General features: G+C 40.1%; 18 protein-coding genes. 10 read left to right on the top strand and 8 right to left on the bottom strand.

From position 1 onward, the window contains the following. Nucleotides 1-54: 54 nt before the first annotated feature. From QNI22_RS20945 to QNI22_RS20925, 5 genes are all read right to left on the bottom strand, one after another. Nucleotides 55-1833 carry a RagB/SusD family nutrient uptake outer membrane protein gene (locus tag QNI22_RS20945; protein WP_314513686.1) on the bottom strand — a complete coding sequence of 593 codons (1779 nt, stop codon included), beginning with the start codon at nt 1831-1833 and terminating at the stop codon, nt 55-57. Between the two features lie 21 nt (nt 1834-1854). Further along, nucleotides 1855-5421 (bottom strand): TonB-dependent receptor, encoded by a 3567-nt coding sequence (locus QNI22_RS20940; protein ID WP_314513684.1) that lies wholly within the window; start codon nt 5419-5421, stop codon nt 1855-1857. Nucleotides 5422-5588: 167 nt separating this feature from the next. After that, a complete protein-coding gene (locus QNI22_RS20935; protein ID WP_314513682.1) occupies nt 5589-6569 on the bottom strand; it encodes a FecR family protein in 981 nt (326 codons plus the stop codon). 246 nt (nt 6570-6815) lie between these two features. Then, nucleotides 6816-7403, bottom strand: coding sequence for an RNA polymerase sigma factor (locus tag QNI22_RS20930; RefSeq protein ID WP_314513680.1), 588 nt, complete (start codon nt 7401-7403; stop codon nt 6816-6818). 399 nt (nt 7404-7802) lie between these two features. Then, nucleotides 7803-8582 carry a tRNA1(Val) (adenine(37)-N6)-methyltransferase gene (locus QNI22_RS20925; RefSeq protein ID WP_314513678.1) on the bottom strand — a complete coding sequence of 260 codons (780 nt, stop codon included), beginning with the start codon at nt 8580-8582 and terminating at the stop codon, nt 7803-7805. A gap of 95 nt (nt 8583-8677) precedes the next feature. Here QNI22_RS20925 and QNI22_RS20920 point away from each other — a divergent pair, with 95 nt between their 5' ends. The 3 genes from QNI22_RS20920 to QNI22_RS20910 all read left to right on the top strand — a co-directional run bounded on the left by QNI22_RS20920 (nt 8678) and on the right by QNI22_RS20910 (nt 12013). Then, entirely contained in the window at nt 8678-9871 is a 1194-nt protein-coding gene (locus QNI22_RS20920; RefSeq protein ID WP_314513677.1) for a helix-turn-helix domain-containing protein, read from the top strand. A gap of 103 nt (nt 9872-9974) precedes the next feature. Further along, entirely contained in the window at nt 9975-11201 is a 1227-nt protein-coding gene (locus QNI22_RS20915; protein ID WP_314513676.1) for an acyltransferase family protein, read from the top strand. Between the two features lie 218 nt (nt 11202-11419). Further along, nucleotides 11420-12013: an RNA polymerase sigma-70 factor gene (locus QNI22_RS20910; RefSeq protein ID WP_314513675.1), complete on the top strand. Its 594-nt coding sequence runs from the start codon at nt 11420-11422 to the stop codon at nt 12011-12013. On the opposite strand, the gene QNI22_RS20905 is transcribed toward QNI22_RS20910, so the two are convergent. Beyond that, entirely contained in the window at nt 11980-12126 is a 147-nt protein-coding gene (locus QNI22_RS20905) for a hypothetical protein (protein WP_313997553.1), read from the bottom strand. The two genes, QNI22_RS20910 and QNI22_RS20905, sit on opposite strands and share 34 nt — an antisense overlap. A 115-nt stretch (nt 12127-12241) precedes the next feature. Between QNI22_RS20905 and QNI22_RS20900 the strand changes: the two genes are divergently transcribed. From QNI22_RS20900 to QNI22_RS20875, 6 genes are all read left to right on the top strand, one after another. After that, nucleotides 12242-13303, top strand: a complete 1062-nt coding sequence (locus QNI22_RS20900; RefSeq protein ID WP_314513674.1) for a FecR family protein — start codon at nt 12242-12244, stop codon at nt 13301-13303. A 24-nt stretch (nt 13304-13327) separates the two neighbouring features. Continuing rightward, nucleotides 13328-15199, top strand: coding sequence for a DUF4974 domain-containing protein (locus QNI22_RS20895; RefSeq protein ID WP_314513672.1), 1872 nt, complete (start codon nt 13328-13330; stop codon nt 15197-15199). 47 nt (nt 15200-15246) lie between these two features. Next, nucleotides 15247-15747, top strand: a complete 501-nt coding sequence (locus QNI22_RS20890; protein ID WP_314513670.1) for a DUF2147 domain-containing protein — start codon at nt 15247-15249, stop codon at nt 15745-15747. Between the two features lie 46 nt (nt 15748-15793). Continuing rightward, nucleotides 15794-16666 (top strand): sterol desaturase family protein, encoded by an 873-nt coding sequence (locus QNI22_RS20885; RefSeq protein ID WP_314513668.1) that lies wholly within the window; start codon nt 15794-15796, stop codon nt 16664-16666. Nucleotides 16667-16703: 37 nt separating this feature from the next. Continuing rightward, nucleotides 16704-17429, top strand: coding sequence for a head GIN domain-containing protein (locus QNI22_RS20880; RefSeq protein ID WP_313983037.1), 726 nt, complete (start codon nt 16704-16706; stop codon nt 17427-17429). Between the two features lie 209 nt (nt 17430-17638). Continuing rightward, nucleotides 17639-18292 carry a head GIN domain-containing protein gene (locus QNI22_RS20875; RefSeq protein WP_314513871.1) on the top strand — a complete coding sequence of 218 codons (654 nt, stop codon included), beginning with the start codon at nt 17639-17641 and terminating at the stop codon, nt 18290-18292. Between the two features lie 43 nt (nt 18293-18335). Here the strand turns inward: QNI22_RS20875 and QNI22_RS20870 are convergent, their stop codons facing one another. Further along, nucleotides 18336-19820 carry a M28 family peptidase gene (locus QNI22_RS20870; protein ID WP_314513666.1) on the bottom strand — a complete coding sequence of 495 codons (1485 nt, stop codon included), beginning with the start codon at nt 19818-19820 and terminating at the stop codon, nt 18336-18338. Nucleotides 19821-19986: 166 nt separating this feature from the next. Here QNI22_RS20870 and QNI22_RS20865 point away from each other — a divergent pair, with 166 nt between their 5' ends. Then, nucleotides 19987-20988: a cation diffusion facilitator family transporter gene (locus tag QNI22_RS20865; protein WP_314513664.1), complete on the top strand. Its 1002-nt coding sequence runs from the start codon at nt 19987-19989 to the stop codon at nt 20986-20988. A gap of 68 nt (nt 20989-21056) precedes the next feature. Here QNI22_RS20865 and QNI22_RS20860 read toward each other — a convergent pair whose 3' ends face one another. Beyond that, nucleotides 21057-21563, bottom strand: a complete 507-nt coding sequence (locus QNI22_RS20860) for a hypothetical protein (RefSeq protein ID WP_314513662.1) — start codon at nt 21561-21563, stop codon at nt 21057-21059. Nucleotides 21564-21597 lie beyond the last annotated feature (34 nt).

Raw genomic sequence — 21597 nt, 5'->3', positions numbered from 1 at the left:
GCTTCTGTATCTATTAGATACAGAGGTTTCCATCGTATTCTTGTTACTCAGAACCTAATTGTATCCCGGATTCTGTTTTAATCGCGCTGTTCCATTCACCACACTCAAATCAATTTGATATTGAGGAATAGGAAAGTAGTTGTTTTTGCCATTAACATATTTTCCTCCTGACAGGTCTGTTGTTATTTTTGATTCATAACCAAAATAGTTTGTGAGAGACTGCCCGGCCTGGCCCCATCTGACCAGATCAAAAAAGCGATGTCCCTCCATGGCAAGCTCAATACCACGCTCATAGTAAATGGCTTGCAAAACATCTTCTTTACCTTTCCCTGCTAACGTTCCTGCTGGATAGGGTTTTACTTGATAATTAGCTGCTGGTGTAGTGGAATAACCTGTTAGTGGATTCTCATCATCGATATAGGTATAGAGCCAACCCGTTTTATCAGCAGCCCGGGTTCTTATTCTATTTATATATTCTTCCGCTTTAACCAGGCTTCCAGCATTTGCTTCAGCTTCGGCAGCCATCAATAACACATCTGCAAAACGGATAATCAGTACGTTAATCGCATTTCCGGGTGCCCATGAGCTCAAATCGGCATACAAGTCCTGTGTCTTTTGACGATGAACATTCTTTTTAGGGGCATAAGGTCCGGCAAATGCCTGATCACGTACCCAATCTTTACCTGGAAACAAGCCCCAATCGTGATACGGAATTCCTCTGCGTCCGATTGTCCAGTCTATGCGTGGATCTAGAGGGCCTGCATCTGGCGTAAAGGGTGTAGAAGAAGATAGATTCATGTCATTTTTGATAGGATGACTATCGTAATCAGTCAGATAAGGTAACCCGGTTCCATCTGTACGGTACATATTGGCAAGCATTTGTGAGGGCTGGAAAAAACCGCAGCAACTGAATGGCGCTCCTTCTCCATAAGGAAAATTAAGCATTCCTCCCTGGTTGGCATTGGTAATGTCGAGTGTGCCATCATTGGCTACCATCTGAATCGCAAAAACAGATTCTGCATTATTTTTGGTAGCCGCATCAAAGTTATCTTTAAAGGATACAAGGTCATATTTGAGTCCATTGGTGGTAACACCATTGTTGATGACAGCCGTAAATATGGTCACTGCATCCGCAAATTTTTGCTCATAGAGGTACGTTTTACCCAAATACGCACCCGCGGCCCATTTATTCGCACGTCCCACAAGTGTTTGTGTTTCAGGTAAGTTTTCGTATGCAAATTGGAAGTCGGCTTCAATCATGGGCCATATATCTTTGTCGTTTGGCTGGTTAAAATCCGTTGTAGTTTCATCAATCCAAGGCACCATATTCCACATTTTCTTGAGTTCAAAGTAATAGTGACCTCTTAAAAAACGAGCTTGTGCTTCAGTATTGGTTTTTTCCTGATCAGACAAATCTGTTACCAGTGGCAATACCCTTAGTACAGTATTAGCACGGGAAACGCCTTCATACAAAGCCTTCCATTTTGTATTGAAAAATCCATTATCTCCACCCGTTGCAAAAGTTGCAATAGCAGTAATAGGTGTTTGGTCTCCACCATCACTGCCTTTATGAGCTTCACCTCCGGTAATGGAGCCATAAATCCAGTTGTCAGGGGCAGACTCCCATCCATTACCTCCTGTAAAATCTCCTTGCCCATCCAGTACTCCATAAGCCCCTGTCAAAAGACCATCAATTCCTTTGGCATTGGCCAGTACCTGATCTCCCAATGCCCCCTGGACAGGCTTATCTAAAAAGCTATCGTTACAACTTGACATAACGACCAAGCTACTCACTACTGAAAGAGCAGCAATATATTTAGTTAACTTTTTCATATGTAGGTTCTTCAGCGGTGATCAAAAAGTGAGATTAAGGCCAACTGTGTACTGTTTGGCAGAAGGGTAAGATCCTTCATCAATACCAAATATGATTTGGCTGCCACTGGTGTTTCGGCTCACTTCCGGGTCAATACCAGAGTAGTTGGTTATGGTGAATAAATTAGTTGCCTGTATATAAAAGCGCAACTGCTGTATCTTTAACTTGGTCAACAATGTAGGAGAGAGGGTATATCCCAATTGTATGTTTTTGGCACGCAGATAGGACCCATTCTCAACAAAATAGGAATTAGGGACGTTAATCGTGCTAAAAGAACTTGCGTTTTCCTGGATAGGAGCTTTTGCGTTATGATTTTCAGGTGTCCACGAGTCATATAAGGCGGTTTTACTTTTGGCCCCTGAACGGGAGGAGTTAAAATCGGTCCACCACAGAGTCTGATTCCATATCTGGTTGCCCTGCACTCCATAGAAAAAGGTGCTCAAGTCCCATTGTTTATACGTAAATGCCAGGTTAAGACCATAACTAAAATCCGGATTGGGGTTTCCAAGCATCTGGCGGTCTGCTGCAGTTATCTGGCCATCTCCGTTATTGTCGGCATATCTGAAACGTCCCAGCGCGGCACCATCCTGATACATAGCATCGGGGTTGCCGGTTTTTTGGGCAGCCTCTGCATTGGCAGCTGTAATTTCCTCGGTAGAGTTCCAGAATCCAATTACTTTATATCCATAAAACTGACCGATAGAATTGCCAACCTGATTTCGTACGATAGATGCACCATCAAAATCGCGACCTTCCAGATCAAAATAATTAGTAGAGTTAGTTACTTTGACAATCTTATTGTTATAACTGGTAAATGTTAGCGTTGTCGTTAATTTCAGGTCATGACCTATGTCAAAGATGGAATTGACTTGTAGGTCAATACCCTTGTTTTTCATTTGTCCAATATTGACAAAAGGTACTGTGCCACCGCCTGCTGTACCAATGAGAGAAGGATTAAAGAGTAGGTCTTTGATATCCTTTACATAATAGTCGGCACTTATGTCCAAGCGGCCGTTAAAAAAAGAAGCGTCAATGCCAATATTCGTACTAATATCTTTTTCCCAAATGGCATTAGGGTTGCCTATCTGGCTTTTTTCAAAACCTTCATATGCGCCACTACCACTGGTGCCGGCAAGGTCATAGTAAGAACTTCTACGATTGGCACTATAGGTCGTAAAGGCGTTTCCGGTACCAACATTAATCTGATTGCCCATTACTCCGTAATTAGCACGTAGCTTTAACTCATTAACCCAGGCAACACCTGCCATAAAATTTTCTTTGGAAATCCGCCAACCTGCACTTACGGCAGGAAAATAACCATATCGTTGGTTGATAAACTTAGAAGAACCATCACGTCTCAAAATGGCACCCAAAAGATATTTGTCATTATAGATATAATCTACACGACTGATAAGCGAATAAAGAGCATCCAGTGAACGGCTGCTGTAATTGCTTCGTGTTCCAGAGCCAGTACTCAGATTTACATAATTAGGATCAAAAGAGAAATACCCTTGTGTGCTGCCTCCAACTTCCCAGTATTTGTTATTATAGGCTTCTGTACCCGCAACAACGGTCAATTCGTGTTTTCCAAATAGTTTGTGGAAGGTTAACAAGTTGGTCCATGTCCAGTTAAATCCGCTATAAGAACCTTCCGAATATGTATTGGTATTGCTATTTTCTTTGTTTTCGTAGGTTGGGAAAGCAAAAGAATTCCATCTTCCTGAATAGTTCTCTCCCCCAAAACTGGTGCGTAGTGTAAAGTCTTTTAGTATATCGACTTCGGCAAAGATATTTCCAAACAAACGATTGTCAAGACCTTTGTCATAGCGTGTCCTGTCTCGTATGGCTACTGGATTAAAGGCATCTCCCATGCCTGCAGCACGGCTTCCAGCATAATTACCCATGATGTCATATACAGGTACAATGGGTTGCATTCGAAAGGAAAAGCCAATAGCTGAGCCTGCATCGGAAGTGGAGGATTTTGGGTTGTCAGAGATCGTATATACCAGGTTTTCTCCAATTCGAATGTGTTTTCCAATATTGTATTGACTATTGGAACGAATTGTGTAGCGCTTTAGGTAGGTATTGGTCAGAGCTCCCTGCTGATTGAAGTAATTTAAAGAAAATAAATAATTTCCCTGTTCGCTCCCACCACTAAGTGAAATGTTGTGACTAGTAGACGGTGCTGGTTTAAAAATCTCATGAAACCAGTCTGTACCGCTCTTGTTAGCTTTTACAATCTGGTTAAATGTGTTAAAGTCATCTACTGAGGTATAATTGGGATTAACATAATATAGGTCAGGGTTTGTACCAGGGTCGCCTTCTTTTGCACCGGTTGGTAGAATGTAGTCAGGCAGCACCGGACTTGAGCCGTAACCGTACTGATCATCTCCAACAGGTAAGCCAGAGTTCTTTTGTACCTGAAATTTTAACTGGGCCTGTTCTTGTGGTGTCAAGGTATTCCAGATATTGCCTTTGGGTGGTGTCTGTATACCAAACCAGGCACTATACACTACTTTTACCTTATCTTTTCCTTTTTTGGTAGTGATGATAATAACCCCGTTAGCTGCCCGTGAACCATAAATAGAAGCAGATCCGGCATCTTTCAGTACTTGCATACTGGCTATGTCATTGGTATTCAGGTCAGCAATAGAGGTTGTCGGAACTCCATCCACTACATACAGTGGGTTGTTGTTGCCGAATGTATTCAGACCCCGAATGCGTACCTGAGGAGCATCACCCGGTTGTCCTGACGTAACTACTGTTACACCAGAAGCTCTGCCTTGTAATTGATTAGTTACCTGTCCATCTGTACTTTGTTTTAGTTGGTCTACGTCTACCACTGATACAGCACCAATCAAGTCTTTTTTGCGTTGAGCGCCATAACCCGTTACCACTACTTCTGTGAGTGTGGAAATATCTGGTTGCATCTGTAAATCGATAGTGGTGCGTGTGCCTACCATCACTTCTTCTACCAGAAAGCCAATGAAACTGTAAATCAGTATTGTTTCGCTTCCTTCTACCTCAATACTATAGCTTCCGTCACTATTGGTTAGCGTACCTTGGGTGGTACCTTTGACACGAACGGAGACAGAGGGTAGAGGTTCTCCTTTATCATCGGTAACTTTTCCTTTTACTGTCCAGCCCACTCTTTGCAATGGCTGTGGTTCATCTGTTTCTAGCCTCTGTTCTTCTTTTAGTTTTTCAGTTACCCCAATCAAATTGCCTTCCCGATGAAATTGAAGAGTAGTTTGCTTTTCGATCATTTGCAGGATATCCGCAAGGGGCAAGCGATTTGCATACAGTGTGATTGGGGGAGAATTCCGTACCAGCTTTTCATCAAAAGCGAATGTAACGCCAGTTTGTTGTTCAATAGCTTTGAAAACCATCCGTACCCGGTTTGCTCTTATATCCATCGTGACATGCTGAGCACTGGAGGGATCTGCCATTAAGAAAGTACTACTTAGTAAGCTCACGCCCAGAATTAATGTAGAAATGCGCATACATTTTTTGAACAAGGGAATGCCCTTATGGTAATAATTTGCCATATTTGTCTAAGGTTTAATACGTAGTTGTTAAACTGGTTCCTGTCTGCTATTGATGGTTCGAAGCATTGAATAACAGTAGGAAAGTATATACCGGGGACATTTGCCGTGTTCCCGGAATTTTTGAGCCCGCTCTCCTTGAAAACCGACTCGTTTGGTTTTATTTTCCTTTATTTGATGACTATTGTTGTATCATTTACTTGTGAATAATTGAATTTTTTGGAAAAGCTGAGTACTTTCAATACATCTTCCATAGGCTGATTATCAAGAGTTATTGTTATTTTTTCAGTCAGCAAGTCTGGGTTTTTAATCAAAATATGTTGTTTATATTTTCTTTCAAGTGCAAAAAAAACTTCAGGCAAAGGCTCGTCCTCAAATATCAGTCGGTTCTCTTTCCAGGGGGCTATGGCAGGCTTACTGATGGGGACAACCTGCATGTGATTAGTATTGTGAACTAGTACTACCTGCTCTGCAGGAAGTACTATCTGTGCTGGCTTTTCGGGATTTTTACGTAATTGCACACCTACTTTTCCAGTCCGGACACTCACTTTTATTGTAGCGTCTTTTTCATATGCTTTTACATCAAAGCTGGTTCCAAAGACAGTAATGTCCAGTGTTTTGGCGTGAACAATGAAGGGTTTGTCTGTCCTGTGAGCAATATCAAAGAAAGCTTGACCTTCCAGTAAAATAACTTCCCGGGTTTTACCTGAAAACGAATCAGGATAACTGAGTTTGGACCCTGCATTGAGCCAGATAGTAGAGCCATCAGATAAGTTAAGCTTTTGTGTTTGGGCAAGTGGGACTTGTATAATCTTAGTGGTAGATTTTGCTCGAGGAGTAAACTCTTGTGAAAACCAGAATATGGCCACAACAAAAGCAGCCGCAATGCCTGACCAAAGAGAAAGCTTTCTGATAGACCGAACAGGTAGTCGTTTTACAGGAGAATGGGTGTCTGTTCCCATTCCTGCTGTTTTTAGTTTGGTGTGAATACGCTGTTTTAATTCATCACTTGTTTGATTCAGAAATGCTTCAGACTCCTCTGCTTCACTAGTTTCATGATCATACCATGCATGCAATACCTGCTTTTCTTGTTCTGTGGCTGTCCCATTCAGGAACTTTTGTGCGAGTTGTTGAATGTATTCTTCTGTCATAAAGGATAGGGTATTGCCCTTTTTCACTTCTAGAGTAGAAATAGAATGAAAACCCCTTAGTCAGAAATTCAAAAAAATAGTATTTTTTTGAATGATTGGATGTGTTAGCGGCGAATGTTGTTGATAGTGAGTGTATTAGTGTGTCTTGAAACCGATGGTTTGTATTCCTAGAACAGATACTAAATTAGTAAAGCCAACCTTGGATCTTTTCTAACGATGAAATTTTAAAATCGTAGAAAGGAAATTTTATGAGAAGAGCAGTAAGAGCATAAGTTGTAGGAGCATATGCATGGCATTACTAAGATTGATTCGTATCACCTTTAATGCTTTAGTCAGGTGTGCTTCGGCTGTTTTTTGGGAAATTTTCATCTCTTCACAAACATCAGCCAAGGGCTTGTCCTGTAGTTTGTTGTATTGAAACACAAGCCGACATTTTTCGGGAAGCTGATTGGTGAGTTTGGTAATGATTTCAAGTAATAATTTGTTTTCTATCTCTTCTTCTATAGATACAGACTTAGGCTCAGTATGTTGAATGAGACTTTGGGTTTGTTCTGCTTGTTTTGATTTGGCTAAATACCGATAGACTTCATAACGGAGCATCGCCGCCAGATAGGGTTTTAGCGATTGAATGTCAAGTGTTTGTCTTTTGGTCCAGACAAGCATGAAGGTGTCCTGGGTGATTTCCTCCGCAACTTGAGTTGATTTAACCATTCGATAGGCTGCATAGAAAAGTTTATCCCAATAACGGTTGTAAATTTCATCAAATGCGCCTTCTATTCCATTTTTCATTAAAATAGTAAGCTCATCATCCGAAAGATTTTTCAGGTTGATCATGCTTGATAGGCATTAGGCAGAGTGGAGAATTTTTTACCAAATATAGAATAATTTATAGAAAAGACAAGTTGGTATTTGTGGGAAAATTCAATAGTAAATATTGAATTATTGGTATGATATGGTATTTTGTATTATAAAAATAGTAAATTGCAGTATACTGTAGTATAAAAGATATAGGTGAGATTAAAAAGTTCGTTGTAAAGCTGCGACTTAATACAAAATGTATTTGTTAGAAATGTTTATTATTTCTGGATATTACTCTTACTTTTCTTCTGTCATCCTTCCAGAATAAAAGGATTAATATCCATTATAACCGCTGCAATATTTTTATCATTTGCCCTGTTGATCCCTCTACCAAGTAGACGCATTCATTTCGTCAAACTTGGGAATGGATAATGTTTATAGATTTAGATAGTAAGGTTTGAGTAGTTGTATAAAATCATCCGTATAAGTACCATCTACAGAAGTCTTTATATACAGAGTCTTTGTTTGTGGAGTAGAATCCTTCGTAAAGGAAAAACTATTTATAGTTCGGATTTGCTTGCCTTCTATATAATCAAATAGCTGTAACTCTTCGTATTTATACAAACCATAATCAAAACAATTCTTTTCAAGCTGGCTACTTTCATAAGGAGGTAGTAATGTGATGAAGCGACCTGTTGAGGCAAGTAATGTTGACACGACCTGAGCTAGTTCCGGTAATTGAAGTGCTTCTCCATGCATAGCTACATTCTGTGTGCTATGTTTTCGCTTTAGGTGATTGCTGAAGAAGGGAGGATTACAGACAATCAGGTCATAGGGTAGAAGTGTTGTCTGACTAAACTGTAGAATATCCTGTTGTATTACTTTTATCTGATGGCTCCAGGGGCTATTTTTTACATTCTCGTTTGCTTGTTGGGCAGCCGCTTCGTCAATTTCAACTGCATCTATTGGACTATCGGTACGTTGTGCCAGCATCAGTGCCAGTAAGCCTGTGCCTGTGCCAATATCCAATATGTGGATTGCTGTTTCTACAGCAGTATAGGCACCCAGCACACAGGAATCCGTACACACCTTCATTGCACACTGATCCTGATTAATACGAAATTGTTTAAATTGAAAGAAAGAGTTTTTGCCCATCGAATGCTGTATTTTCTGCAAAAGTATGATAAAATGCGGTAGTTCCCGACGGCTTATCATAGTTGCCTGTATGTAAATCCATGAATAGATATTGAGTCAATGCCAGAAGATTTGTGTATTTTACAGCAACTTTGTTAGACTATGCAATCTTTTGTATGAACGTCACTATCGATTTCTGGGCGATTGTCAATTTGTTGGGTGTAATTCAGGGACTTCTATTGTCGGTTGTTTTCTTTGCAACCAATCAGGGAAATAAGAGAGCCAATAGATTACTCGGCTTATTAGTATTAACAGGCGTATTCACAACCTTTGAAATATTTGCTTCCTATACAGGATTAGTTGTCTATTTTCCTGCTGCTATCAATACTACAGAGTTTTTGGATTTCGTAATGGGGCCATTAATCTATTGGTATACACTGGCATTGATAAAGCCTGACTTTACCTGGAAAGGACAATGGGTGCATCTGATTCCTGCCGTTATATTTCTGATACTCCGCATGCCCTATATGTTGCAAAGCAGTGAGTTTAAGTTGCAGGATGTGAATGAAGTCTATCATCGTATTCCTTTTAATCCTATCCATTGCAAGCCTATACTGTGGTTTCCCAAATACCATTTTGGCGGATTCTGGATGGACCTTATGGTAAGTCCCAGTAAACTTTTATACCAGGGATGGGCATTGTATATGATTTATCGTTTTGCTAGAGAAAGAAACGAGTCGTTCTGGACTATCTCCAATCTGTATCTGAAACGATTTAGTCGTCTAATTATATTTATTGGCGTAGTTCATATCATTGTGGGTGTTATCTCCCTAATCTCAGTAGATGATCTGGGTGATATTTATATTGCAGATATTGCTTCACTCAGTTATTACTTTATCAGTTTCTGGGTCATCCAAGATTCACGAATGTTTGCTGCGCAAAGTTTGATTCATGAAGGAGAGAAGAGAAAATATGAGAAGTCGAGTCTGGATGATAAAGAAACTCCTGTACTTGTACAAAGACTCCTGTCCTTTATGGTAACAGAACGACCTTATCTGAATGGTGATCTGACATTAAATGAACTGGCTGATAAATTAAAGCTTTCTACACATCACCTTTCACAACTGGTCAATGAACAGATTGGGAAGAACTTCTCTGATTTTATAAATGAATATCGGGTAGAAGAATTGAAGAAGCGTTTGCAAGACCCAGCCAGTACGCATATTAAGATTGAAGAACTAGCCTTTGAGAGTGGCTTCAATTCCAAATCCGTTTTTAATACGGCCTTTAAAAAAATGACAGGACTAACCCCATCCCAGTTCCGAAAATCTACCTCACCGATCAACGATACCTCCGAAAAAGTGGCTTAAAACGTTCGTTCCGATAAGTCCGAACGCCTGAATTATCGGAATTGTCTTCTGTTGCATAGGGTCCGTCTAGTTTTGTGTAATCATTCACTACTACAAAAATCGCATGGAAACACTTGCAAAAACAGCAACACGGCAATATGGACTAGACTGGGTCCGGGTTAGTGCTTTTTCACTTCTTATCTTTTATCATACAGGAATGTTCTTTGTTACCTGGGATTTCCACTTTAAGAATCCAGACACTAGCAAAAGCATGGAATTATGGATGCTGTTTATGAACCAATGGCGACTTCCTTTATTATTTCTGATTTCAGGTGCAGGGGTAAGCTTTGCATTGAAAAAGCGAAGTGGCTGGCAGTTTACCAAAGAACGCTTTGTACGTCTTTTTATTCCTATTGTATTTGGTATGTTGGTTGTTGTACCTCCGCAGATTTACATGGAACGGTTGTATAAGCATCAGTTTATAGGCTCGTATCTGGATTTTTATCCTTCTGTATTTGATTTTGTTCCTTATCCGGAAGGAGGCAGTCTTAGCTGGCATCACCTATGGTTTATTGTCTACCTGTTTTTCTATTGTCTAATTGGACTACCTTTGTTTTTATACCTGCGCAAACCAGATGGGCAACGGCTGATGGCGAAAGTTATTTCGTTTGTCCAAAAATATCCATTGAGTCTTTTTCTATTAGCAGTTCCTATTGAGGTGTATTACATTACTCTCTATCCAAAATTTGAGATTACACATGGATTGACAGATGATTGGTTTAATCATGCTTTTTCCTTTACGATGTTTGTATATGGATATATTCTGGCTTTACAACCTGCTTTACTGGAATCTATCAAAAACATTCGTAAAGTCTCTCTGATTGGTGGTATTGTGTCTTTTCTGACTATGCTGGTCTTTGTATTTATGCCTTATAGGGACTATATAACTTTCATACCTAAATTTCCTATTGAGCCATACGATGCATCCTTTCTGGTTTATTTTACCTTAAAGAGTTTTAACTTATGGTTCTGGATACTGGCTATTATAGGATATGCATTACATTCTCTGAATTTTTCAAACCGGTTTTTAACCTATGCCAATGAAGCGGTTTATCCTTTTTATATTCTGCATCAAAGTGTAATGTTGGTCATTGGGTATTATATCATTCAATGGAATATGAGTGTAACACCTAAGTTCTTTCTGATTGCAGTAGGTATGTTTGTAATTACTGCATTGATTTATGAGTTTGGCATAAGACGCTGGAAATTGACCAGAGTTCTATTTGGATTGAAACCCCAGCGTGAGAAACTGGCAAAAGCTGTTTCTTCTGCAAACCTTACCAACGCCTGAATGATAGTTGGCAATAAAGAGGCATAAGTAATGTAATAAATATAGCAGTATCCTTTATTTTTATGTAGTCAGGGATAAAAGTGTTAAAAGAGTTTAACCTTTTATCCCTTTGAATGCCCGTTTGTTACAACTTCTTTGTTAAAAAAGCTGAAAAAATAAATATTAGCGGCAGATTCAAAATATTCCTCCTATTTTTGCAGAAACCATGCTAACCTAACTTGGAAACTACGCCAGATATATCATCAAAGTCTCTTTCTGAGGAAGAAGCTACCTGGCTTCACCTCTGGCAAACAGACCAATCGAAGTTTATGGAAGTGGTTTTTAAGCGTTTTTATGTTCCTCTGGGCCGTACAGTGAACCGCATGCTGAATGACCAGGATGCTACAGAAGACATTGTTCAGGAAGTTTTTATCAAGATCTGGAACAATAGGGAAAACCTTCAGTTTAACTTCTCTATCAAGGCATACCTGTACCGCTCTGCCATTAATTCAGCCTTGAATTATCTGGAAAAAAGTAAGAAGACTGTGACATTAGAATCAGATTCTATGCCAGAGCCTTCTCATTCGGATGTGGAAGAAACGTTTAATCTAAAGGAAGTGGAAACACACATCCAGGATGCCCTTAACAACCTTCCCCCTGCCTGTAAGGCTATTTTTGTTTTAAGCCGTTATGAAGACATGAGTTACCGTGAAATTGCGGAGTCTTTGCAGCTTTCACCTAAGACCATCGAAAACCAGATGGGTAAAGCCCTCAAACTTATGAGGGACTACCTGAGTATTTATGTCCGGAATATGATGGTACTGTTGTTTTGACTACAAGCTTCATATTCAGGCTCTGCTCCTAACTTAGTAAAGCAAGCGTAAAATATAAAGGCACTTCCCATGGCAATTACTGCCCAGGCAATCTTGGTTGATGTTAGTTTCATGAATGTGTTAGTTAAGTGATAGAGTGAATATAAAAAATATTTTAATTTTTTTCAAAATCGCATAGGGGTACTTTAGGGGTATGCCTGTCTTAGTTATAGAAAGTCACAAAAATCCATGGATGAGAGGAACGAAAGATATTGGGAGCTGGTAGCCAGATATCTGAAAGATGAAATTTCAGAAGAGGAAAAAACTGCCCTGTTTGAATGGGTTGAGCAGGAACCCGAGAACAAGGAGGTATTTTTCAGAGCATCTCATTTGTGGCAGTTAACTGGTAAGGCTCGCGACGCTTTTCAGCCGAATGTGGATAATGCCTGGCAGCGTTTGCAAAAGACAATAAATGAGTCTCAAACGGTAAAGGAAGAAACCGTACAAAAGGAAGCTAAAACACTTCCTCTTACTAGCAAAACAGAAACAAAAATCTTTTCACTATGGATGCGGGTAGCTGCCGTATTCCTGGTGCTGATAGGAATTGGATATGGGATGTATATAGCTAATTCTTCCAAGGAAATCGAGGTAATAGCAAAATCTGCTGATAATGAAAAGAAAGACTTCTATCTACCAGACGGCAGTCATGTTTTTTTGAACAGATATAGTAGTATTAGCTATGAAAAAGAATTAAAGGGTGACCAACGGGTCATTCATCTCAAGGGAGAAGCTTTTTTTGATGTTAAACGCAACCCTAAACGACCTTTTGTCATTTATACTTCACAGTCGCGGGTAGAAGTATTGGGCACTTCGTTTACAGTGCGAGAAGACACAACAAAGCAAATCACAGAGGTGGATGTAGTAACTGGAAAAGTGGCTTTCTCCAGTCTCAAACCTGCTGATACAACACGATTGTATCTGAGACCTGGATTCAGAGGGATTCTCAACACCAAACAAGGATTATCCACCGCCCGAATAGAAGACCTTAATTTCAGGGCCTGGCAGGTAGATAAGCTGGTCTTTGATAATACAAGACTTTCATCGGTGGTACCAGCCATGGAAGCTTATTTTGGTGTGACAATTGAAGTACAAAACCCTCAGTTGTGGAACTGCCGCTATACAGGAGATTTCGAGAAACCTGCTCTTGAAAATATTCTTAAAGTGCTGGCGGAAGCAACGAACCTGCAATATAGATACGAGAAGCAATCTGACCGCTATGTTCTCTTCGGCGGTGGATGTATGGAAAATTAACGGTTTTATAATACTATTTTGAAAATGAGACAATTAATTATAATTGCCCTGCTATTCTTTTGCTTGAATATTGCAGGAGCACAAACCGCACTACTGGAGAAAAAAGTAAATCTGGAACTGAAGGATCAAACACTGGAACAAGCACTGAAACTATTGAAACAACGATATGGATTCCATTTCTCCTATTCAAATAGTCAGATCCAACTGGACAGAAAGATAAATATCTCTGTAAAGAACCAACCTTTAAGATCTGTACTGGATCAGTTGTTGAAAGATGCTTCTATAAAATATAAAGTTGTGGGAGATCATATTGTTTTAAGCAGTGATCCCACTAAGCAAACAGAGGATTTATCCGGTAAACGGCCTGTATATCCACCTGTATCCCGTATTCAAATTAGTACACCTCCTGTAGCATCTGTCACAACAGTAGCGCCGGTTCGGGAAATCAAGATGGAGCCTATACCTGTACCACAAACTGATTATAAGGCAGAGCGGAGACGTAGAAACCAGGAAGCACTGAAAGAAGTATCAGATAAAGTAAGCGATGCAGCCCGGAAAGTGGCAGATAAAACAACTCAGGCAGCAAAAAATATTGATAAAAATTTACAGAAGCTAGCTAAAGATGCGAATGTGCCTCCTCCATCCAATATACCACTAGATGGGTCTGTAAGATTGGGGAATACTGAAGAGACTGGAAAAGACACACTCAGTACAAAAGACTCAGTTGCTTCAGCCAACAAAAAAGAAGAAATAACTCAGGACTCTGTGATGACTACAACAGATAGCACAGAAACAGGTTCAGAAGAGTTGGAACACCGTCCATTCCAGATTTCGTTTGTGTATCCTCTTAGTACTAATGGTACTCAGGGGTACAAATATGTGAACAAAGTTTCTTTTAACATACTTTCAGGCTATGCAGGTGGATTGGAAGGTGCAGAGTTTGGTGGAATTGCCAACCTTGAGAAATCCTATGTAAGAGGTGTTCAGTTTGCAGGCATTACTAATATTGTAGGTGGGTCAGTAACAGGTGCACAGTTTGCCGGAATTACGAATATCGTGAAAGAGCCTGTAGAAGGAGTCCAGTTTGCCGGTATTGCCAATGTGACAAAAGGAAGTGTGACTAAGGGGGGACAATTTGCTGGCTTTATTAATGTATCAAAAGGATCTGTCTCCTCTATGCAGGCTGCCGGTTTTATCAATGTGGCTCAAGGCGATATACATGGCGCACAGGCTGCCGGATTCGCCAATGTTATCAAAGGAGATGCCAGAGGACCCCAAATCGCCGGATTTACAAATGTGGCTAGAAATCTTCATGGTGCACAGATTGGTGGATTTCTGAATGTGGCACGTAAAGTACACGGCGTGCAGATAGGTTTTATCAATATTGCAGATAGTGTAGACGGAGTACAAATAGGATTTTTGAATATTGCAAAACATGGGTACTATAGAGTAGAAGTTTGGGGCAGTGAAACCATGTATGCCAATGCAGCTTTTAAAATGGGGACTCGTCAACTGCACAGTATCTTTGCAGTTGGATACAGATCTGAAGGAAGTAAAAACTACATTGCATATGGTTACGGTTTAGGTACAGAAATAACTGCCAGCAATCGTCTGGCATTAAACCTGGATTTGATAGCATGGCAGGTAAATGAAGGTAGCACCTGGACTGATGAATTGAATATGCTTAATCAGTTTCGTGCCAATATGAGTTTTCGGGTAGGAAAAAGAACACAGATCTTTGCCGGACCTACCTTTAATGTATATGTTTCGAGGCTATACGATGCGGAGAAGGAACGCTATGGCATTCCACTCACTCCCTGGAAAGTATATGATGAAACACACGGTAATACCAATGTAGTAATGTGGCCAGGTTTTAACGTTGGTATTCGTTTCTAGCACAACACCTTTACACTCAATACAAACACTTACTTACAACTACAACTATGAAGGCTTTAATCCTCCTTGGCTGGCTACTGCTTTGCCCGATTTTTTCGGCAGGAGCCCAAAATACTCATCTAGCAGGTCAGCCTGCCACACGTGTTGCCAACACGTCCGGCTCAGAAAAAAATGCAGATGCTATTCTGGGAGAATGGTTAGATGAAAAAAAAACGGTTCGAATACAGGTATACAAAAAATGCAATACGTACAATGCCCGTATTGTCTGGCTGAAAGACGAGAGCATTGCCCGATTAGGTTCTCATGTATTGGAAGGACTGCTCTATACACAAAAAAACAGCTGGGAAGAAGGCCGGATCTTTTATCCCAGAACCAATAGCTGGTATGACTGCCGTTGTACACTGCATAACCCTTCCATCATGAAAGTACGGGTTTATATTGGTACTCCACTGCTAGGCAAAACAATTGAGTTTAACCGTATAGAAAATCCTGCAAAGGAAACAATCCCTAACGAAACCCATTCCACCCGGTTTGTGGCTTCACACTGACTTTGCTACTACAACTTACCACTACCACTATTACACTTCTACAACTATGAGACTTCTGAGCATTCCGGTTCATCCATCGGCCTTACCGCCTATTGTATTGTATGCGGCACCTATGATCTTTGCATTGGTAGCACTTGAATGGGGACTTAGTATCAAAGAAAACAAAGCGTTATACAACAAGAAAGATTTTTGGACCTCTCTGGCCATCGGAATCGGTAATCTAGGCTCCAGTGCTTTAACCAAAGTAGCGTTATTTGCCTTCTTTTTATTTGTATATAACTGGATACCCTGGCATATTCCTGCTACCGCCTGGTCATTGGTAGCTTGTCTGGTTACTTTTGATTTTTGCAGCTACTGGGCACATCGAATTGCCCATGAACAACGATTCTGGTGGGCTACACACGTAACGCACCACTCGGCTGAAAGCTTTAATCTGGCGGTGTCATTCCGGCAATCATGGGTGCAGCAACTAAAACTGGTATTTTTTGTCCCTGTGTTGGTTTGTGGTTTTCACCCTGCAATCTTCTATCTAACGAGTCAAATTTCCTTATTGTATCAGTTCTGGACGCATGCTGGTATGGTAGGAAAGCTACATCCTCTGATTGAATATGTGTTTGTAACCCCTTCACATCATCGGGTACATCATGGCAAAAATCCTCGTTACATTGATAAAAACTATGGTGCCTGCCTGATTATCTGGGACCGCCTGTTTGGAACATTTCAGATAGAAGACGAAGAGCCTGAATATGGTATTACCCATCCAGTGGAATCTTCAAACCCTGTATACCTGGTATTTCATGAATACATCAGTCTGTACCAGGATCTTCGCAAGGCACAATCACTAAAAGAAGCCTGGGTGTATCTTTTTGGACGTCCTGGAGCCGTTTATCAGAAAGACAAAGAAAAAGAAACTCATTGAGTTAACACATTAAATACGCAATTTATCCATTTCAACTATGAAAACGAAGTCTTTAATTTATAGCATTTGCTTGTTCGTCTTACTGTCATTCACTGCTTGTGAACCATGGGAAGTTGTAAGAGGTAGTGGAGCTGTTATTACAGAAACCAGATCTGTTGGAACATTTAATCAAATAGATGTAAGCAGCGATATTGAAGTATATCTGACACAGGGACCTGGACAACCATTACATGTAGAAGGACAAGACAACATTCTAAATGTACTGGAAACTTATGTCAGAAACAATAAGCTGGTTATTCAATATCAGCGTGGCGTCACTGTACGATCACATGAGCCTGTACGTATTTATATTACTACTCCTCAACTGGAAGAAATACATGTTAGTGGGTCTGCCTATGTGGAAGGTATGACTAACTGGACTGTCAATGATTTTGATTTGTCTGTATCTGGCTCAGGAAAAATGGAAATGACACTACTGGATGCAGATGAAGTAGAAACAGATATCTCTGGTTCCGGTAATATCTATTTACAGGGAGATTGTAGAGAGCATGATATTGAGATATCAGGTTCTGGGGATGTACATGCTTTTGATCTAATCAGTAAAGATGCGAATGTACATATAAGCGGAAGCGGGAATTGTGAACTAACTGTACAAAGCCAGCTGGAAGCACATATCAGTGGAAGTGGAACTGTCCGATATAAAGGCCATCCAACTATCCGAACAAATATTTCCGGATCTGGAAAAGTAATCAATGCAGAGTAATAGGTCTTTTAGAAAATAATCCTGAACAGAATGCAACCTGCTCAGGATTATTTGTATCTAATAACCAGAATTACACACTGAAAAAGATATAAACCATTCATTTAATGATTATACTATGAAAACGCTACATCTGATAGTTTTGTTTATTTGTTTATTTGTTTATTTGTTTATTTGTTGGATTTGCTTCCGGCCAAAATAGTTTGCTTGGAGTGAAAGGAGAAGGACCCGTAATTACCCAAAATCGTTCAACTCAGGCTTTTGATGCTATTGATGTGTCAAATGATGCCGATGTTTATGTTACACAAGGATCTTCACCGTCTATACGGGTAGAAGGACAGCAGAACATTCTTGATGTTCTTAAAACAGAAGTAGAAGGAAAAAGATTGAAGATTCACTATGGACGCATTAATGTTCGTAAACACGAGCCAGTGAAGGTTTATGTTACCACTGCAATGCTGACATCCGTACATATCTCTGGCTCTTCTTCTGTCAAAAGTGAATCTGTATGGGATTTGCGTCATGAAGATTTTGAGAGCAAAATATCCGGTTCCGGGAACATGCAACTGAAGATTCGTGAGGCAGATCAGGTAAAGTCATCCATCTCAGGTTCTGGTAACATGACACTAGGAGGTAACTGCAATGCCCTTGATGTACACATTTCTGGTTCAGGAAATGCAAATGCATTTGACCTGGTAGCAGGAAATGTAGATGCTTCTATCACTGGTAGTGGAAACTGTAGCGTAAATGTTCAGGAAAGTCTGAAAGTGCACACAAGTGGTAGTGGAGATGTCCGATACAAAGGTAATCCTAAATCAATAAACAAACGTTCTACAGGCTCAGGTGGAGTAACAAAAGAAAGTTAAACAGGAGGATTCAAACCTCCTGTTTTTATATAAGTGAAAATGCTTATTTATAAAGTTGTGTACCTGCATCAAAGTATTTATCTCCTGTTTTCCAAAATGGACGTGCCGGAGCATTGCCTATCATACGACAGGAGTAAACATAGGCAGAGAAGAATTTGTACAAATAGCTATAATCCAGTGTACTGGGTTCGTCAGAAGCCTGGTGATAGAATTTGGTAACGTCTCCACTAAAAGAAGTAAAGCCCATACTAAAAGTAGGAGCAGGAATCCCTTTCTTGGCAAAGTTTACGTTATCTGAACGGTCAAACAACCCTTGTTCAGGTGCCGGATCATCGGTAGCCTTCAGTCCATATGTCTCACATGCTTTTTTTATGAATCCCTCTGCTGTGGTACGTCCCAAACCAATAATTGTGGCAATTGATGTATCATTGTAACCAGCATTGTCACTGTTAAAGCAGTATACAATCTTATTCAGTTCCAGCGGTGAATGTTCTACAAACCATCTGCTTCCCAATAAGCCTTTTTCTTCACCTGTGAAAAGAATAAACAAGGCAGATCTTTTGGTTGGATATTTCGCGAGGTTTTCAGCTGCTGAGAGAACAGTTACAGAACCAACTGCATTATCACGAGCACCATTGTAAATAGTATCGCCTTTTTCGTTGGGATTGCCAACACCGATATGGTCATAGTGGGCAGAGTAGGCAATGTATTCGTTCTTTAATTTAGCATCCGTTCCTTCTACATACCCCACAATGTTATAGGTGTTAAACTTTTTCTCTGCGATGCCGCTAATTTTGATCTGTACTTTGGCTTTTTTACTATCTGTCCAGTAAACGGCTTCTTTACCTTCCGGATCATGCAGCCAGATATGTGTAAGTGATGGTTTTGCTTTAGTAGTAGATTCATCTAACTCAACAGAGCCTCCTTTGAAATAACTTGTTAATAGTTTCCATGGCAGTTGTTGATTGGCATATAGTTCTATAATTCCCACAGCTCCTTTTTCTGTTGCTCTTTTGGCTTTCTCCTGTCTGGCAGACATCCATGCCCGGGGATTGGTTTGTTGGGGCAGACCTGCTTTTACAATAATAACTTTGCCTTTTACATCCGCACTTTTAAAATCTTCTTCTGTTCCATAGTTCAGAAAGATACCTTCTGCATCTAAAGAAACATTATCTCCATCCAGTTTCAGTGTACTTTCTTTAAGTAGGAAAGTAGTATTGTTGTAGGCAACAGTAACTTGACTAGGAGCTGATACTGTGCGCATAGCTACTGGCTGTAGATAATCCGGATAGGCTGGAAGAGGTTTCACTCCATAACTTTGTAGTTGGGTAGTCAGATAGCGGGCTGCAATGAGTTGTTCAGGAGAAGGCGTTTGCCGTCCCTTGAGTTCGTCTGACGCCAGAAAATAAATATGGGATTCTATCTTTGCCTTATTGACTGTAGCATCGGTAATTTTTTTGTCGTCTTTCTGAGCAAATACCGCAGAAGTTAGAAGTGTAGTTGCTGCAAGCAGGAAAAGTTTCTTCATTTGTAATGTGGTTTTAGTTTTTGCAAAAGTAGAAAAATAAGAAAGCGAACAAAGAATCTTACGGATAGAACAGAACTTTACCTGATAAACGGGTGTTGAGACAAACTGTTTCTTTTGCCTGGAGGATGGTTAGGCAGAGAATTTCAGGAGAATATTGAATACATATATGACCGAAGCTAAAGAAAATCTTAATTATCAAAAGATTATAGCCATTGTTGGAGTTGTTTTGTTTGCATTTAAAATAGTTGCCTGGTATCTGACCAACTCGGTGGCTATTCTTACGGATGCGCTGGAAAGCACCATCAATGTAATCAGTGGATTTATTGGATTGTATAGCTTATATATTTCAGCGCAACCGCGGGATCGGAATCACCCGTATGGACACGGAAAGATAGAGTTTGTATCGGCGGCTGTTGAAGGAACGTTGATCTTTGTAGCTGGACTTGTTATTATCTATGAGGCTATTATTAATCTCACACATCCTCATCCGGTAGGGAAGCTGGATTATGGTATATTGCTGGTAAGTATTACTGCATTAGTTAATTATGGAGTGGGGTATGTGGCTGTTCAGAGAGGAAAGAAGAATAATTCACTGGCTTTAATAGCCAGTGGAAAGCATTTGCAGTCAGATACCTATTCTACCATTGGTATTGTAGTTGGACTGATTTTGTTATACCTCACGAGGCTAGCTTGGTTGGATAGTGTGGTGGCATTGGTATTTGCCGGACTGATTTTGTATACTGGTTATAAGATCATCAGAGGGTCACTGGCGGGTATAATGGATGAAGCTGATGAAGAATTGCTAAACAAGGTAGTTGCCCTGTTGCAGAAATCCCGTAGAGAAAACTGGATTGATATGCACAATCTTCGTATCATTAAATATGGGAGTCGTCTGCATCTGGATTGCCATCTTACTGTACCCTGGTATCTCACTGTATTAGAAGCACACAAAGAAGTAGCTGCATTGGAGAAACTGGTTAGAGATAACTTCGGTGAAAGTGTCGAGATGTTTGTACATATGGATGCATGTGAAGATTTCTCATGCAGTATTTGTCCAAAAGACGATTGCCAGGTACGCAAACATTCTTTTGAAAATCGTTTCGAATGGACGTTGGAGAACATCCTTCGAAATCAAAAACATAATGTAGAGACTGCCCGGGCAAAATAAGCTCTTTTCATGAAAAGGTATGCAGGCTCAGAAGATAACGAAAAGTGCTTTTGAGCCTGCATGTCGGTTTAATCGACATGCCAGCTACCGATTGTTTCTTTACTGTCTCTTTGCTGAATAAGCAAGCCTATAAGATTTTCATTGACTATTTTCTTGCCGGTTTCTGACAATTCTTCCGGTGTTTGTTTGACAAAGCCAACTTTCTCTCCTCCATCTTCATAGTAAAAGATAAGTGGTTCAAATTCATGTAATTTTCCGTTCTCCTGTAATGTAAAAGAGGTGCTGGACCTACCCGGAATGGATACCTGAATAGATACATTAATGGATGTTAATCGGTTGTTTTCAAACACCATATCATGATAGGTAACCTGAATACCTCTGTCTTTTAATTTTTTGGCAATGATTGTTAATGTCTCATGAGAGATTTGTGGCTTAATAACGAAATAGATACTATCAGGTTTAAATCGTTCTTTTAACGATTGTCCTACTGCGAAAAGTACTGCAATAAAGAACAGTATAATCAGGCCAGGCAATAGTTGTCCTTTACTTCTTTGAGTGCTGGTAATAGTATTCATAATTCAGACAGGTTATATGTTGTAAAATTCCTGC

It is taken from the genome of Xanthocytophaga agilis (assembly GCF_030068605.1).
In the GTDB taxonomy this organism is placed as follows: domain Bacteria; phylum Bacteroidota; class Bacteroidia; order Cytophagales; family 172606-1; genus Xanthocytophaga; species Xanthocytophaga agilis.
Note: the sequence above shows the minus strand (reverse complement) of the source record. Positions and strands in the feature narration are given on the sequence as shown.